This is a genomic window from Nitrospirillum goiasense (assembly GCF_034427435.1).
Taxonomy (GTDB): domain Bacteria; phylum Pseudomonadota; class Alphaproteobacteria; order Azospirillales; family Azospirillaceae; genus Nitrospirillum.
In genome coordinates, this window is record NZ_JAXQNP010000002.1 from 1,524,508 (window position 1) to 1,539,288 (window position 14,781).

Here is a 14,781-nt window from a genome sequence, read left to right on the forward strand (position 1 = left end):
AAAAGGGCGGTCCCGCTGGGCCGCCCTTTTTGTATGCGACAAAATTAAATATGAATGCGGCTTCGCTTAGCTTAGGAACCTTCCAATAAGTCCCAATATGCCGGAGGCGATAAGATTCCCAACGGCGCCTTCACATGACGTACGGATCGATGCTAAGCTTTGTCGGATGAGGGAGCTATTAGGGCTCTGGGACTTGATCTCGGCCTCTATTGTGTTGAGCGCCGAGAGCGTGGGGGTTTGTATCTGATCAGGAAGTTGTTCTATTGATATTTTTATTTGTCTTATGGCTTCTGCGAGGTCGTTAAGGTCCGATGAATTGTAATTAGCGCTCTGGTTCGTGTGCACGTGCGATTTAGATACGTCTCCGAAGACCCCGATATTCCCATTTATATTATAAGTGTTGTTTGCCATATTTCGCACCTTCTCCTTTTCGTTTTGCGTAAAGCTCATTCCAATGCCCAATACACCGGCCTTCTCTAGCGATAAAGACCAATCTAATATTCTGTTCCTAACTGCATCAAGCAACCGAATCGCTGCTGAAATTGGAATGTGGACCTGGAATTGTGTATTAAAGCCAAACATATCTGACAAAATAAGCTGTTGTTGTTGATTTGGTGAATATGAGACGTATCCAATTCCCTTTTCTGTTCTTCTGATGGTATCTTCTATGGAGCTGATTGGTTCATTTGCTCGGCACGTTGAGACAATTTCTTCTAATCTTGAGTCTTGAATTACGGCTGGAATCCAGCCGCGGTATGGGTTTAAGGCTTTCAGGGTCCCGACCAGTCTTCGATATTCTGGCAAGTTGTTAAAGTCAGGGTATCCATTCATTTCGTGGTCTATCCACTCTCTAACATCAGCCAAGTCGAGCTTAACGGAGACTGTTTTCGCCATGCGAAGAAGGTCGGCAATCAGTGTCTCGCTATTCATTGCGGCAGCTTGTAGCTGTATGACGAGAGAATCCATGGGGGGCTCGCGATAAAGGGCGTCCCGCTAATAGTAGACGATTCTAATTTCGCTGCTAGATGGGTGTGGTCAACCTATGCGAAAACGACAAGTATTGCGGATGGTCCTACTCCAGCAGCATGTCCGCCAGGTTCTTCCTTTTCGCCGCCGCCGGTGCCCTGGCCTTCTTCGGCGCCTTGGCCGGCGCGCGCAGGGCGGCGTCGATCGCCAGGCGGGCCCAGCGTAGCAGCTCCTCGGGCTCGTCCATGGCGCCCTCGGGCGGGGTGTAATAGCCCAGCGAGCGGTGGGGCTTATCGGCCCAGGGGGCGAAGCGGATGCAGCCGGCGGCCTCGAAGGCCGGCTGGCTGACGGCGTCGGCCTTCAGGTACAGGGTGTCGTCACGGGTGATGAGGCCGAAGTTGCGGCCGTGCAAGGTCAGGCCCCGGCCGCCGAACAGGCGCGGCGCCTCGACCGGCCCTAACGGGGCAAGCAAGTCCAGGAGGTAGTCCAGGAAATCGGGGGAGACGGGCATTGGTCGCTGCTCCCCCGCGCAGGGCGGATTACTTCTTGCGGCCCTTACTTCTTACGAAACGCGTCCAGCGCCACGACGGTGCCGCCCTGCTTGGGCGCATCGTCGTCCTCCGCCGCAGGCGCGGCCTCTTCCTCGATGACCTCGTCCACCACCTCGTCCGCCTCCTCCTCATCGGGGGGCTGGAACTGCAGGGCGAAGTTGACCGAGGGGTCGGCGAAGGTGGTGATGGCGGCCATGGGCACGACCAAGCGCTCGTGACTGCCGTTGAAGCTCAGCGTCACCTCGATCCGCTCATCATTCACGTCCAGACCGTAGAACTGGTACTGCAGGACGATGGTGATCTCATCCGGGTATTTGGCGCGCAGGAATTCCGGCATGCGCACGCCCGGATACTGGGTGCGGAAGCTGATGAAGAAGTGGTGCTCGCCGGGCAGCCCATGCTCCTGCACTTCCTTCAGCGCGTCGCGCACGACCCGGCGCAGGGCGGCCTCGACCATACGGTCGTAGCGAAGGATATCGGTGGACATGGTAGGCAAAACGCTCCGATAGCGGGAAGACGACGCCACCAATAGACCCGCCCGGCGCGCGATTTGCAAGCCTGGGCGCGCGAACCGCCAGCGGCGGGGCCAGGGCGAGGCGATTGGTCGCCGATTCAGTGGGGGGCTTCTGTTGCCGGGCGCCCCCCGAACCCCGTTCTTAGCTTTCCGCTAACACCCCGTTGAGGGTATTAGGCGGCCATGCGAAGAGCAGGCGCCGAATTATCGTTGGCACCTATGAAACGGCCCGATAACGGCGGAACCATGCCGAGCGAAAACCATGCCTTTACCACGCACGTCGATCCTGATTCGCCCCCATGATGGTGGAGGCGCCGGGTACCGCCCCCGGGTCCGCAACGCTTATTCCGCAAGGCGTTTATCGCCATAGTCGGGCAAGCCCGACATTCCTAATATAGGGATGCCGCATCAAAAGTGAAAGCCCTTCGGGGAATGGCAGGGCCGCGCCCGGCCGGCCCCTGCCGTCACATGAGATATGGGGTTCCGGTGGCCCGGCCGCTCCATTATGTAGGGACACCGTTGATAGCCGGGCCGCCCGGCGCTCACCTGCGAGAGGGCCGCCATGGCGCATCCGGAACACCAGTACCTGTCGCTGCTGCGCCGCCTGATCGACCAGGGGGCGACGCGGGTCGACCGCACCGGCGTGGGCACCAAGGCGCTGTTCGGCGAGTTGATGCGCTTCGACCTGTCGGCCGGCTTCCCCTGCTAACCACCAAGAAAATTTTCCACCGCCAGGCCATCCACGAGATGCTGTGGTTCCTGTCGGGCGACACCAGCATCCGGCCGCTGCTGGCCAACAAGGTGCGCATCTGGACGGACTGGCCGCTGGCCAACTACCGCAAGAAGACGGGCGAGGACATCAGCCAGGAGGATTTCGAGGCCCGCGTGCTGGCCGATGACGCCTTCGCCGCCCAGTGGGGCGACCTGGGGCCCGTCTATGGCAAGCAGTGGCGGCGCTGGCAAGGGCCGGACGGCACGGTCATCGACCAGATCCAGGAACTGGTGGACGGCATCCGCACCAATCCTACCAGCCGGCGCCTGCTGTTCACCGGCTGGAACGTGGCCGACCTGCCGGCCATGGCGCTGCCGCCCTGCCACATGACCTATCAGTTCTTCGTGGCGGATGGAAAGCTGTCCGGCCTGATCTTCCAGCGCAGTGCCGACACCCTGCTGGGCCTCCCCTGGAACCTGTGCGAGGGCGCGCTGCTGATCCACATGCTGGCCCACCAGTGCGGCCTGGGCGTGGGCGACCTGGTGTGGCAGGGCGGGGACGTCCACCTCTACCTCAACCACATCCCCCAGGCGGAGGAGCAGCTGACGCGGGACCCGCGGCCTTTCCCCCAACTGGTGATCAAGCGCAAAGCCGACAGCCTGTTCGACTACCGCTTCGAGGATTTCGAAATCACCGGCTACGACCCCCACCCGCACATCAAGGCCGATGTGGCGGTGTGAGGGGGCGGTGTGAGGGCTGGCAGCCCGCCTCAGTGCCGGCTTGACGCGGCGCGCTGCGGCACCAGCACCAGGCAGGCGGCCACCAAGGCCAGCAGCAGGGCGGAGGCGGTGTAGCGGCTGAGGGCCAGCCCGCCCGCGTCCGCCGGCTTGTCCAGGAAATCGCCCACCACGGCGCCCAGGGGCCGGGTCAGGATGAAGGCCGCCCAGAACAGGGCGGTGCGCGACAGCGACGTCCAGGCAGAGGCGGCCGCCACCAGCGCCAGCAGGCCGGCGAACACCAGGATGCCGCCGCCATATCCCAGCCCCTCGCTGTCGGCCGCCCAATCGCCCAGGGCCGTGCCCAGCGTCTGGGAAAACAGGATGGTGACCCAGTAAAAGACTTCCGCCCGGGCGCCGGTGACGCTGGCGACGGAAACCGTGCCCAGCGCCAGCCGCCAGCCGGCAAGGCTGAGCGCCAGCAGGCCCGTCAGCAGCGCCGTGCCGCCGGCGTAGCCGATGCCCAGCGACCGGTCGGCGAAATCGGCCAGGGTGGTGCCCACCGTCGTCGTGGCCAGGATGGTCAGCCAATACAGGGCGGGATGGAAATGGCGGACGCGAATCTGCGCCGCCACGGCGGCGGCGAAGGCGACGGCGAAGAGGACGGTGCCCGCCAGATAGCCCAGGCCCATGGAGGTGGTGACGGCATCGCCCCCCGTTTCCCCCAGGGTGGTAGCGGCGATCTTGATGACCCAGAACATCAGGGTCACCTGCGGCACCTTGGCGCCGTCGTTTGTCTTGGGCATGGCGGTCACGGGCGGCGGCTTAGGCGGCGGTTATGGTTGCGCGCATGCAGCCTGAGCCCGGCGACCGGGACAAGGCCGGGGCAGGGGGTGCGGCATTTTAGCCTGCCGCGCGCCCGGCAATTTTTGCCCAGTGAAAGGGGCGGATTTTGCCGGCCCGACCTCATTTGCCCAGCCGGCTTCGCGTCTTGAAAGAGAGAACCGTCCCGTATTCCCCAGTGGGGCGGCGGGTCGCCGCCGTCTGGCACGGCGGGTGCTTGCACTTTTGTCATCACCGATAAAAAGGGGGCGAAAGTGACGGTCAGTTCGGTATCCAACCTGTACGCCGGCCTCGGTCAGATGGGTTTGGGCCAGATGGGCTTGGGCCAGATGGGCTTGGGCCAGATGGGCTTGGGTAAGGGGATGGTGCGGGGCACGCCGCTGGGCCAGGCGCCGGCGCAAAATGGCGCCGCGCCGGCCAGCGCGGCCCCGAAGGACGTGATCAGCCAGGACACGACAGCCGGCGGCGCCAAGACGGACGACAGCAAGGCCGTCGACTACCACCACATGACCCGCAAGCAGATGATCGCCGCCTCGAAGGAGCTGGCCAAGGCCGGCAAGATCGACCTGACCGAGCTGGGCATGCTGCAGATGGCCGGCCCCATCGGCAAGGTCGGCCCCAACGGCGAATTCGTCCCCTTCACCGCGGCGGAGCGCGCCCAGATCGACAACCAGCCTGTGGATTACGTCGATACGGCCCAGCAAGCCCTCAAGGGCCTGGAAAGCCAGGGGCGCAGGTCCGACCCCACGTCGGGTTATCAGGGATGGAAGCATATCCTGCTGGCCTTGCAGGAGGTCTGATCCGTTCGCTTTGTGTCCCGGGGCGGTCCGGGCGGATCGCGCCGGCCTTGGGGCCACCGGAGTGGCCCTCCGCACCCCGTCCCGCCCTTGCTAGCATGGTGTCCGCTGAGCGAACGATGCGGGGATGGATCATGTGCGCGAGGGTGGGGATCGCGGCGGTACTGCTGCTGGGGATGCCCATGGCGGGCCTGGCCGGCACGGGCAAGGCGGTGGTGGCTCCCAACCGGACGGCCCCGGCGCCTGCCATCGCCGATCCCCAGGGGACCCCGGTGGTGGCCGAGGTGGACGCCTTCCTGCAGGGCCAGATGCGGGCGCTGGGCATCCCCGGCCTGCAGGTGGCTGTCATCCAACAGGGGCGCCTGGTGCTGTCGCGCAGCTATGGCGTGGCCAACCTGCAGACGCCGGTGCCGGTGACGAACCAGACCATCTTCGCCGTCAACTCCATCACCAAGGCCTTCACCGGCGTGGCCGCGATGCGCCAGGTCCAGGCCGGGCGGCTGGACCTGGACGCGCCGGTGGGCCAGTACCTGGACGATCTGCCCGCCGCCTGGCGCCCCATCACCATCCGCCAACTGCTGACCCACATGTCCGGCCTGCCCGACATCAACCGCGCGCCGGGCGACCGGGATGAGCGGGTGGGGGGTGAGGCCATCTGGGCCTGGGTGCAGGCCCAGCCCCTGAAGTTCACGCCCGGGGAGCGTTTCGACTACTGCCAGACCAACTACACCCTGGTGCAGCGGGTGGTGGACAGGCTGACCGGCCAGGCGCCCGACACGCCCATCATCGACTGGGAGATCGAGGCGGCGGGCATGACCCACACCGCCTATGGCGACAGCAGCATGGTCACGCCCGGCAAGGCCGCCGGCTACCGCAACAGCTATGCGGCGGGGCCGGATGGCGCCCCGGTGGCGACACCCCACCCGGTCTATGAGCTGTTCCGGCCCATGCACCGCGCCTCCTCCGGCCTGGACAGCACGGCGGAGGATATGGCGCGCTGGATGATCGCCCTGTCCCAGGGCCAGCTGCTCGATGCCGACAGCCTGCGCCTGCTGTGGACGCCCGCCGCCTTCAACGACGGCCGCCCCGGCCAGTGGGGCCTGGGGTGGGAGGTGCTGGACCATGGCGGCCACCGCGCCCTGGGCATGACCGGCGGCGGCCGCTCCGCCTTCTTCCTTTATCCCGAGGATGACGTGGGCGTGGTCATCCTGACCAACCTGTCCGGCGCCTTCCCCGAGGACATGATCGACCAGGTGGCCGCCCTCTATGGCGCCAAGCTGGCCGGTCTGGCCGCCCTGCGCGTCGACATCCAGCGCCATGGCTTCGACCAGGTGCCAGCGCTCTACGCCGACCTGAAGGCGCGGGAGCCGGGCGTGACGCTGCCGGAGGCGGAACTGAACGACTGGGGTTACCGCCTGCTCAGCAACGGCCAACCCCGCAACGCCCTGGCCATCCTGAAGCTGACCGCCGACCTCTACCCCGACAGCGGCAACGCCCAGGACAGCCTGGCCGAGGCGCTGGCGGCCACCGGCGACAAGCCGGCCGCCATCCTGGCCTATCAACGTGCGCTGGAACTGGACCCGAAGAACAAGAACGCCGAACGGCGGCTGGGGACGCTGAAGGCGGGCGGCTGAGGATAAGTTCTTAGCTTGGGCGCGACCGGCTAATCAAATTTTGCACGACAGGTTGATAATTCTTAACAGATGGGTCTACAATGTTATTATACGACTGTCGCCTTTGTCGTTATTGATTCCTATACTCTATGTTGAGGCGCAAATAATTTTGGGAATAAATTCACCATGAATGAGTTAATTAGAATATTAATGAAGGCAACCGGTCGCGAATTTGCAATATATGCGGCATTCATTATTTTAATAACTGCCGCCCTAATCTATGGAGATAAAATAGGAAACGGAACAATTTCTATAATAATGGCATATGCTGGAATTATATTTGGCATTATTTTCTTTATAATTTTATTATATACTTATATGCAAAACGCGAGGAGGGAATCTATAAAAACCAGAGCCGTGTACACTATGACAGGTATTTCGTCTATCGATGGGGGTGGGGGGAGGTATATAGACCAAGAGAGAAGATTAAGAGATATTGAAAGCCATATGGGGAAATTTATTGAAAGATTCAATTCTTTTGAACGGGCTGCCAAAAATTTAGAAGATGGTATACCGAAAGAAATAGTTGAATCATTAGTAGATGAGATAAAGAAGATTTCTGCAGATAGTATATCGTCGGAGTTGGCGGATAGAATCGGGAAATCGTCCGTATTCGATAAATACATTGGACAGATAAGATTAATTTGTAGAAGCGCTATTTCTTCTCTTGAGGAGGAAATAGACTCCTTGAACTCTAGATCTAATTTGCAGATTGCTTCTGGCGCTACTATATCGGTAATTGGATTTTTGGTTCTTGGGTATTTCATATATAGCGCTGAGGGCGCTCCAAAAACATCGAATCTAGATTTGAGCCCAATGAGCTATATCATTCTGAGGGCTGGTTTGGTATTATTGATAGAGTTATTCGCCCTATTCTTCTTGAGGATGTATAGATATAGTGTTTTTGAGATAAAATACTTTCAGAATGAAATATCAAACATATACATGAAATCTATTGCTGTTGAGATGGCTTTCTCGTCAGGTGATGAAAAGCTGTTTTCTCAACTATCAAAGGAGCTGATATCGGCTGAGCGTAATATAATCATGAGAAAAGGCGATATTTCTCTTTCTCAATTGCGGGACATAGCTGAGCGAGACGGCGACGCTGTTTTAGTGAATTTCGTTAAATCGATACCTGAAAGCTTGGCGGGCTTATACCGGCAGCAAAGAATCAAATGATAAAATATTAGGACATGCCACTTAAGTCTGAACGGAGGGGCTAGCGCCCCGCCGGCTAACGCACCCCCGCCCCTTGATCTTCCGCATTCTCACCATCCCCCGTTTGCCGTAAAACCGCAGGCCTTGAGCGTTCATCAGCCAGGCTTTTTGATCCCATGCCCGAGTCCGCGCCCATTCCCTTGGCCCTCATCGCCGCCGTCTCCACCAACAACGTCATCGGCGTGGAGAACCGCCTGCCGTGGCGGTTGAAGGGGGATCTGAAGTATTTTAAGGAGATGACCCTGGGCAAGCCGGTGGTCATGGGCCGGCGGACGTGGGAGAGCATCGGGGCCAAGCCGCTGCCGGGCCGCACCAACATCGTCGTGACGCATAAGAAGGATTACCGCGCCCATGGCGGCGTGGTGTGTCACAGCCTGGAGGCCGCGATTGAGCAGGCCCGCCTGGTCGCGGCGGCCGACGGCGCGGCGGAGGTCATGGTCATCGGCGGGGAACTGCTGTTCGCCACCGCGCTGAAGACCGCGCACCGCCTGTACCTGACCGAGGTGCACGCCAGCCCGGAGGGCGACGCCTTCTTCCCCACTTTCGACCGCGCGGAATGGCGCGAGGTGTCGCGGCGTGACGTGCCCGCCCTGGAGGTGGAGGCCGACCCGGCCCCGGCGCACAGCTTCGTGGTGCTGGAGCGGGCATGATCCTCACCCCCATTCCGCTGGAGGAACTGCCGCCCATCCTGGCCGACCTGCGCGGCCGCCTGACGGGCGCCGACCCGCTGGTTGCCGAGGTGTTCGAGCGCATCGCCCGCACCCTGGACCTGGTGCCGCTGGGCGTGGACACGCCGCAGCATCGCGCCGACGGCATCGCGCTGGCCCATCGTTTTGGTATCGAAACCATCGATGAGCTGCCCATGCAGGCCTATAGCTGGGACGGCCGCGCCATCCGCACCCAGAGCGAGTCCTATGTGTTGATCCATGAGATTGGCCACTGGCTGGTGGCGCCGCCGGAGCGGCGCGGCCTGGTCGATTTCGGGCTGGGCGCCGGGCCCGAGACAGGCCGGGTGGATGAGGCCAACGCCGCCATCTGCGTCGACCAGGAAACCCAGATCGAGGAGGAGGCCCTGTCCTCCCTCATCGGCATCCTGTGGGAGGTGGAGCTGGGCCAGCCCGCCATCATGGCCTTCCTGGAGCAGAATTGGCTGGAAGGCTGGGACCGCGCCGCCTGCATCGACAATCTGGCCGAGAATCTAGCCACTTTGCATAGTCGCGGATTGATTGATGCGAATTACCGCCCAATTCCGCCAGAACATTTCGAAGTAAAGCGGCGCGTCGCAAGCTTGTAATATTTTGCGCTGCGGCAAAAGCAATAAGCCTTTCCGGCCGGCGTGATTGTGCCAGAGGTCTATACAGACGGGGGATTGCCAGCCCCCCGCCCATCGGTCACTGTTTTGCTTAACAAACAGACCGAGAGGGTTGCCCCATGTCGATCGCGCACGCGTCGTCCGCCCCCATTGCGTCAGTAGAGAACACCCCGGATGGCCCCGCCATCCTGTCCCTGATCGGCAACACGCCGCTGGTCCGCGTCACCAAGATCGATACCGGCCCGTGTGAGCTGTACCTGAAGCTGGAAAACCAGAACCCCGGCGGCTCCATCAAGGACCGCATCGGCCTCGCCATGGTGGAGGGGGCGGAGCGGTCCGGCCGGCTGAAGCCCGGCGGCACGGTGGTGGAGGCGACGGCCGGCAACACCGGCCTGGGCCTCGCCTTGGTCTGCGCGGCCAAGGGCTATCGCCTGGTGCTGGTGATCCCCGACAAGATGGCGGCGGAGAAGATCAACCACCTGCGGGCCCTGGGCGCCGACATCCATGTCACGCGCAGCGACGTGGGCAAGGGCCATCCCGACTATTACCAGGACATCGCCGAGCGGCTGGCGGCCGAGATCCCTGGCGCCGTCTACATGAACCAGTTCGCCAACCCCGACAACCCGGCGGCGCATGAGCGCTGGACGGGGCCGGAGCTGCTGCGCCAGATGGATGGGCGCCTGGACGCGATGGTGGTGGGCGTGGGCTCCGGCGGCACGCTGACCGGCCTGGGGCGCTATTTCCGGGAGGCCAGCCCGCGCACCCGCCTGGTGCTAGCCGACCCCCAGGGCTCCATCCTGCGTGACCTGGTGAAGACCGGCCGGCATGACGAGCCGGGCAGCTGGGTGGTGGAGGGCATCGGCGAGGACTTCGTGCCGCCCAACTGCGACCTGCAGTATGTGGCGGACGCCTACACCATCCCCGACGCCGAAAGCCTGAACGCGGCGCGGGAGCTGCTGCGCAAGGAGGGCATCCTGGGCGGCTCCTCCAGCGGTACGCTGTTCGCCGCCGCCCTGCGCTATTGCCGGGCGCAGACGACGCCCAAGCGCGTGGTCACCCTGGTCTGCGACACGGGCAACAAGTACCTGTCCAAGATGTTCAACGACGGCTGGATGGCCGACCAGGGCTTCCTGCCTAGCGAGCGCACGGGCGACCTGCGCGACCTCATGACCCGCCGGGTGGACAAGGGCCAGGTGGTGACCGTCTCCCCCGACGACACCCTGCTGACGGCGTACAAGCGCATGCGCATCTCCGACGTTTCGCAGTTGCCGGTGATGCAGGGCGGCCGGGTGGTGGGCCTGCTGGACGAGTCCGACCTGCTGCTGCATGTGGAGCCCGACCCCGCCCGTTTCCGCGAGGCGGTGCGCGCGGCCATGACCTCGCGCCTGGAAACCGTGCCGGTGACCGCCCCCATCAGCGCGCTGGACGCCATCTTCAGCCGCAACATGGTGGCCCTGGTCACGGAGGGGGACGCCTTCCTAGGATTGCTGACCCGCGTCGACCTGCTGAACCATCTGCGCCGGCAGCTGGGCTGACGCCCGCCGTCCTGCCCCGCGCCCCCGCTTCCATTCCCAAGGAATCCCTATGGCCGACCGCAGCCACAACCGTCCCCTCTCCAACCAACGGGCCTTCGCCACCCGCACCGTGCATGCGGGGCAGGAGCCGGACCCCAGCACCGGCGCCATCACCGTGCCCATCTACGCCACCTCCACCTATGTGCAGGAAAGCCCCGGCGTCCATAAGGGGTATGAGTACAGCCGCAGCCAGAACCCCACCCGCATGGCCTATGAGCGCTGCGTGGCGGACCTGGAGGGCGGGGCGCGGGGCTACGCCTTCGCCTCCGGCCTGGCGGCGGAGGCCACCATCCTGGAACTGCTGGACGCCGGCAGCCACATCATCGCCATGGATGACCTGTATGGCGGCAGCTATCGCCTGCTGGAACGGGTGCGCAAGCGCTCCATGGGCCTGACCTCCCGCTTCGTCGACATGACCGACCCCGCCAAGCTGGAGGCGGCGCTGACGCCCCAGACGCGGTTGCTGTGGGTGGAGACGCCGACCAACCCGCTGTTGAAGCTGGTGGATTTGGAGGCGGTGGCCGCCTTTGCCCGGCGGCATAACCTCATCTCGGTCTGCGACAACACCTTCGCCACGCCCTATGCCCAGCGACCCCTGGAGCTGGGCTTCGACATCGTCGTGCATTCGGCCACCAAGTACCTGAACGGCCATTGCGACATGGTGGGCGGCGTCGCCGTGGTGCGGGAGGAGGGGGAGCTGGCCGACCGCCTGGGCTTCCTGCAGAACGCCGTGGGCGCCGTGGCCGGCCCCTTCGACAGCTTCCTGGCCCTGCGCGGCCTGAAGACCCTGGCCTTGCGCATGGAGCGGCACAGCGCCAACGCCGCCGCCATCGCCGACTGGCTGGAGCGCCACCCGGCCGTGGCGGGGGTACGCTATCCCGGCCTGGCCAGCCATCCGCAGCACGCCCTGGCCAAACGCCAGATGCGCGGCGGCGGCGGCATGGTGTCCGTCAGCCTGAAGGGCGGGCTGGAGGCCGCCAAGCGCTTCCTGGAACGGACGGAGCTGTTCTCCCTGGCCGAAAGCCTGGGCGGGGTGGAAAGCCTGATCGAGCATCCGGCCATCATGACCCACGCCTCCATCCCGGCGGAGCTGCGGGCCGCCGCTGGCATCGACGACGGCTTGGTCCGCCTGTCGGTGGGCATCGAGGATGTGGACGACTTGATCGCCGACCTGGACGCCGCCCTCAGCACGACCCTGGTCTAATACCGGGGCCTAGACCTGTCGGTTGTGGCAGCCTAACCTTTTGCTACATGGCCTTTGCCGCGAAAACGCGGCATCCCATTGCGACATGGCTTTGTCATCGTGCCCATGAAATCGGCACTGGGAAATCGGCCCCGGGAACTCGGGAAGCCGTTCCAATGATTGGCAGTTTGGCTTGAGGTTAGGCGATGCGGCGTCTGTTCGGTTCTGATGCGAAGCGGGCCCCCGCTCATCGGGGCGCCTCCGGTGGGCGCGTGGCCAACCCCGCGTCCGACATCGATTACCTGCCCCTGGGCCTGACGGCGGAGCAGATCGCGGCGCTGGAGCAGGCCTTCCTGGAGGAGCAAGCCGCCACCCGCGCCACCGGCCGCAAGGCCGGCCTGTTCTGGGGACGGCGGGGGCGCTGAACCGAGCCTGTGTCTCGACACGGCATAGCGTCGATGCCATCTTCAGTGAGCTTGCATCATCTGGAGTATCGGCAATGACCCGCTTACTTGAACAAGCCGTTGAAGCGGTGCGCGTGTTGCCGGATGCGGTTCAAGACGAACTGGCCCATGTCCTTCTCCAACTTGCTGGTTTGGATCAGGCGGCGGTCGCGTTGACGGATGAGGAAATAGCGGGGCTGGAGGAGTCGTTGGCGCAGGCTGAACGCGGTGAGTTTGCCAGCGATGAGGAAATTCAGGCGATTTGGGCCAAGCACGGCCTATGAAGGTCCGTTATACGCGGGCCGCCAGCGCCGAACTCGCAGCCATACTGGATTACATTGACGAGCGCTCGCCATCGGGGGCCCGGAACGTCAAGCGCAGGCTTCAGGACATTGTCGCCATATTGGCGGCCCACCCCCACGTCGGGCGTCTCACGAAGCGTCCCGGCATTCGATGCGCGGTGGCCACGCCATATCCATACCTGATTCTGTATCAGGTCATGGGGGATGGTATCGTCATCCACGCATTCCGCCACACGGCGCGGCGGCCGAGCGAAGACTGAACCTACTCCGCCGCCGCCACGCGGCGCTGGGTGGCCGAGTTGTGGGCGTAGGTGTCCCAGGTGGGCTCATAGCTCTCGTCGGCCTGGTTGCCCCACACGGTCCATTTGGGACGGGCGCCGCGGGCGAACATCTCCAGATAGGGGCCGGGGCTGCAGGCCTCGATCAGGTCGTACTGCTCATCGGGCTTGCGCGAATGCTCGCGCTTGCGGGTGCCCAGGTAGTTCACCTGGGTGCGGCCGGGGTCGAGCGTGCGGGCGTTCTTGCCGCGCACGCCGAACAGGATCAGTTCAGTGACGTTGCGGAAGTAGAAGCCCACGCCCCGCCCGTCGGACCCGCCGTCCTTGCGCAGCTTGTGCCACACCAGGTTGGTCTTGTACTGGAAGCCCCAGGCCTGCATGACCTGCAGCCCTTCCGGCAAAAGGGCGTTGGGCACCCACAGGTACAGGTGCGCCGTGTCGGCCAGCACCTTGGACACCGGCAGGGCGCAAATCTCCTCCACCGACATTGTGCCATAGCGCGACAGGCGGTGATGCTCCGGCGCCATCTTGCCGGTGCGGTTCACGAATCGCCAGGGCGGGTCGGCCAGAACGGTGGCGAAGCGCTTCTTGCCGGCCACGGCCAACAGGTCGCGCGCCGGGTCCAGATCTTGCGCCGGGGACGGGGAGGAATGCTGCGGGGAAGTCATGGGGCCATGCTGCCAAGTGCGGTCCGGCCCGTCAATCACCGGCCTGGGAACATAGATAGAACATGAGGGCGGCGGAAACGCAAGGCCGCCCCGCTGGGCCGCCCCGCTGGGCCTTGCCCCCCTCAGGGGCGTGGCGGCAGAGCCCGCAGCTTCTCGCGCAGGGACAGCAGGTCCCGCCAGGTTTCGCGCTTGGCGCCCGGGTTGCGCAGCAGATAGGCGGGATGCAGCAGGGCCAGGGCGGGCAGGGGGCGGGTCAGGCCGGGGCTGCCGTAATCGAACCAGCGGCCGCGCAGGCGGGTGATGCCCTCCGTCTTGGCCAGCAGGGTCTTGGCCGAGATGCCGCCCAGGAAGACCAGGATGTCCGGGTCCGCGATCTCCACATGCCGCTGGATGAAGGGCAGGCAGGCGGCGATCTCGCTGTCCGTGGGGTTGCGGTTGCCGGGCGGGCGCCAGGGCAGGATGTTGCTGATATAGACCGCCTTCTCCGGCTCCTCGGCATGGCGGTCCAGGCCGATGGCCGCCAGCATCTTGTCCAGCAGCGCGCCGGCCGGCCCGACGAAGGGCTTGCCCTGCCTGTCCTCCTGCTCGCCCGGCGCCTCGCCGATCAGCATGACGCGCGCCTTGGGGTTGCCGTCGGCGAAGACGGTGGAACTGGCGGTCTGCCGCAGGGGGCAGCCGTCGAAGGCCAGCAGGGCCTTGTGCAAGGCCTCCAGCGTGGTGGCCGCCATGGCGGCGCTGCGGGCGCTGGCCCGGGCCTCGGTCACGCCCAGGGGACCGTCGGCCGCCAGGGCAGGCGAATTTTTTTCCGGGGGTGTGGCGGAACGGCCAGGGGCGGCGGCGGGCGGGGCGCTGGCCGGCGACCGGGCCGGGCCGGCCTCGCGCGCAGTAGGCGCCCTGCGGCTGGCCACCTGGGTCCAGTCCGTCGGCTGGTCGTTGATCGCTTCGTCGGCGCCGATCTCGACCAGCCAGGCCAGATCCGCGACGGCTTTTGCCGTGTCAATCATGATTTGACCCTACCATCGCCGTTGTGT

The 14,781-nt window shown here is 64.0% G+C and carries 16 protein-coding genes, 1 other RNA gene and 1 pseudogene; 11 read left to right on the plus strand and 7 right to left on the minus strand.

Annotated features, from left to right (window positions below; all coding sequences use genetic code 11):
* Positions 1-66: 66 nt before the first annotated feature.
* The 4 genes from ULB03_RS09545 to ssrA form a co-directional block, all read right to left on the minus strand.
* Positions 67-966: an AbiTii domain-containing protein gene (locus ULB03_RS09545; protein ID WP_322482927.1), complete on the minus strand. Its 900-nt coding sequence runs from the start codon at positions 964-966 to the stop codon at positions 67-69.
* Between the two features lie 106 nt (positions 967-1,072).
* The gene (locus tag ULB03_RS09550; protein WP_322482928.1) at positions 1,073-1,477 is read right to left on the minus strand and encodes a TfoX/Sxy family protein; all 405 of its coding nucleotides are present in this window, start codon (positions 1,475-1,477) and stop codon (positions 1,073-1,075) included.
* Positions 1,478-1,521: 44 nt separating this feature from the next.
* Positions 1,522-2,004 (minus strand): SspB family protein, encoded by a 483-nt coding sequence (locus tag ULB03_RS09555; protein ID WP_322482929.1) that lies wholly within the window; start codon positions 2,002-2,004, stop codon positions 1,522-1,524.
* Positions 2,005-2,131: 127 nt separating this feature from the next.
* Positions 2,132-2,455, minus strand: a transfer-messenger RNA (tmRNA) gene (gene ssrA / locus ULB03_RS09560).
* Between the two features lie 138 nt (positions 2,456-2,593).
* Here ssrA and thyA point away from each other — a divergent pair.
* A pseudogene (gene thyA / locus ULB03_RS09565) lies at positions 2,594-3,483 on the plus strand (thymidylate synthase).
* A 29-nt stretch (positions 3,484-3,512) separates the two neighbouring features.
* On the opposite strand, the gene ULB03_RS09570 reads toward thyA, so the two are convergent.
* Entirely contained in the window at positions 3,513-4,265 is a 753-nt protein-coding gene (locus ULB03_RS09570; RefSeq protein ID WP_322482930.1) for a COG4705 family protein, read from the minus strand.
* Positions 4,266-4,556: 291 nt separating this feature from the next.
* Between ULB03_RS09570 and ULB03_RS09575 the strand changes: the two genes are divergently transcribed.
* The 10 genes from ULB03_RS09575 to ULB03_RS27400 all read left to right on the plus strand — a co-directional run bounded on the left by ULB03_RS09575 (position 4,557) and on the right by ULB03_RS27400 (position 13,064).
* Entirely contained in the window at positions 4,557-5,102 is a 546-nt protein-coding gene (locus tag ULB03_RS09575; protein WP_322482931.1) for a hypothetical protein, read from the plus strand.
* A gap of 131 nt (positions 5,103-5,233) precedes the next feature.
* Positions 5,234-6,733 (plus strand): serine hydrolase, encoded by a 1,500-nt coding sequence (locus ULB03_RS09580; RefSeq protein WP_322482932.1) that lies wholly within the window; start codon positions 5,234-5,236, stop codon positions 6,731-6,733.
* 165 nt (positions 6,734-6,898) lie between these two features.
* The gene (locus tag ULB03_RS09585) at positions 6,899-7,951 is read left to right on the plus strand and encodes a hypothetical protein (RefSeq protein WP_322482933.1); all 1,053 of its coding nucleotides are present in this window, start codon (positions 6,899-6,901) and stop codon (positions 7,949-7,951) included.
* A 155-nt stretch (positions 7,952-8,106) separates the two neighbouring features.
* Entirely contained in the window at positions 8,107-8,640 is a 534-nt protein-coding gene (locus ULB03_RS09590; protein ID WP_322482934.1) for a dihydrofolate reductase, read from the plus strand.
* A complete protein-coding gene (locus ULB03_RS09595) occupies positions 8,637-9,284 on the plus strand; it encodes a hypothetical protein (RefSeq protein ID WP_322482935.1) in 648 nt (215 codons plus the stop codon). The genes ULB03_RS09590 and ULB03_RS09595 overlap by 4 nt, the downstream gene beginning before the upstream one ends.
* A gap of 137 nt (positions 9,285-9,421) precedes the next feature.
* Positions 9,422-10,837: a pyridoxal-phosphate dependent enzyme gene (locus tag ULB03_RS09600; protein WP_322482936.1), complete on the plus strand. Its 1,416-nt coding sequence runs from the start codon at positions 9,422-9,424 to the stop codon at positions 10,835-10,837.
* A 49-nt stretch (positions 10,838-10,886) separates the two neighbouring features.
* The gene (locus ULB03_RS09605; RefSeq protein WP_322482937.1) at positions 10,887-12,080 is read left to right on the plus strand and encodes a cystathionine gamma-synthase; all 1,194 of its coding nucleotides are present in this window, start codon (positions 10,887-10,889) and stop codon (positions 12,078-12,080) included.
* A 251-nt stretch (positions 12,081-12,331) separates the two neighbouring features.
* Positions 12,332-12,484, plus strand: a complete 153-nt coding sequence (locus tag ULB03_RS09610; protein ID WP_186455592.1) for a hypothetical protein — start codon at positions 12,332-12,334, stop codon at positions 12,482-12,484.
* A 74-nt stretch (positions 12,485-12,558) separates the two neighbouring features.
* Positions 12,559-12,786, plus strand: a complete 228-nt coding sequence (locus ULB03_RS09615) for a hypothetical protein (RefSeq protein WP_322482938.1) — start codon at positions 12,559-12,561, stop codon at positions 12,784-12,786.
* Positions 12,783-13,064 carry a type II toxin-antitoxin system RelE/ParE family toxin gene (locus tag ULB03_RS27400; RefSeq protein ID WP_416211099.1) on the plus strand — a complete coding sequence of 94 codons (282 nt, stop codon included), beginning with the start codon at positions 12,783-12,785 and terminating at the stop codon, positions 13,062-13,064. Before ULB03_RS09615 ends, ULB03_RS27400 begins: the two co-directional genes overlap by 4 nt.
* A gap of 2 nt (positions 13,065-13,066) precedes the next feature.
* Here ULB03_RS27400 and ULB03_RS09620 read toward each other — a convergent pair whose 3' ends face one another.
* Complete coding sequence (locus tag ULB03_RS09620; RefSeq protein WP_322482939.1) at positions 13,067-13,750, minus strand: MT-A70 family methyltransferase; 684 nt, start codon at positions 13,748-13,750, stop codon at positions 13,067-13,069.
* A gap of 122 nt (positions 13,751-13,872) precedes the next feature.
* Positions 13,873-14,754, minus strand: a complete 882-nt coding sequence (locus ULB03_RS09625) for a uracil-DNA glycosylase (protein ID WP_322482940.1) — start codon at positions 14,752-14,754, stop codon at positions 13,873-13,875.
* Positions 14,755-14,781 lie beyond the last annotated feature (27 nt).

Coding starts and splice junctions, on each gene's coding strand:
- ULB03_RS09555 (WP_322482929.1), bottom strand. CDS start 2,004: ATGTCCACCGATATCCTTCGCTACGACCGTATGGTCGAGGCCGCCCTG.
- ULB03_RS09580 (WP_322482932.1), top strand. CDS start 5,234: ATGTGCGCGAGGGTGGGGATCGCGGCGGTACTGCTGCTGGGGATGCCC.
- ULB03_RS09620 (WP_322482939.1), bottom strand. CDS start 13,750: ATGACTTCCCCGCAGCATTCCTCCCCGTCCCCGGCGCAAGATCTGGAC.
- ULB03_RS09550 (WP_322482928.1), bottom strand. CDS start 1,477: ATGCCCGTCTCCCCCGATTTCCTGGACTACCTCCTGGACTTGCTTGCC.
- ULB03_RS09595 (WP_322482935.1), top strand. CDS start 8,637: ATGATCCTCACCCCCATTCCGCTGGAGGAACTGCCGCCCATCCTGGCC.
- ULB03_RS09585 (WP_322482933.1), top strand. CDS start 6,899: ATGAATGAGTTAATTAGAATATTAATGAAGGCAACCGGTCGCGAATTT.
- ULB03_RS09605 (WP_322482937.1), top strand. CDS start 10,887: ATGGCCGACCGCAGCCACAACCGTCCCCTCTCCAACCAACGGGCCTTC.
- ULB03_RS27400 (WP_416211099.1), top strand. CDS start 12,783: ATGAAGGTCCGTTATACGCGGGCCGCCAGCGCCGAACTCGCAGCCATA.
- ULB03_RS09615 (WP_322482938.1), top strand. CDS start 12,559: ATGACCCGCTTACTTGAACAAGCCGTTGAAGCGGTGCGCGTGTTGCCG.
- ULB03_RS09590 (WP_322482934.1), top strand. CDS start 8,107: ATGCCCGAGTCCGCGCCCATTCCCTTGGCCCTCATCGCCGCCGTCTCC.
- ULB03_RS09545 (WP_322482927.1), bottom strand. CDS start 966: ATGGATTCTCTCGTCATACAGCTACAAGCTGCCGCAATGAATAGCGAG.
- ULB03_RS09600 (WP_322482936.1), top strand. CDS start 9,422: ATGTCGATCGCGCACGCGTCGTCCGCCCCCATTGCGTCAGTAGAGAAC.
- ULB03_RS09625 (WP_322482940.1), bottom strand. CDS start 14,754: ATGATTGACACGGCAAAAGCCGTCGCGGATCTGGCCTGGCTGGTCGAG.
- ULB03_RS09570 (WP_322482930.1), bottom strand. CDS start 4,265: ATGCCCAAGACAAACGACGGCGCCAAGGTGCCGCAGGTGACCCTGATG.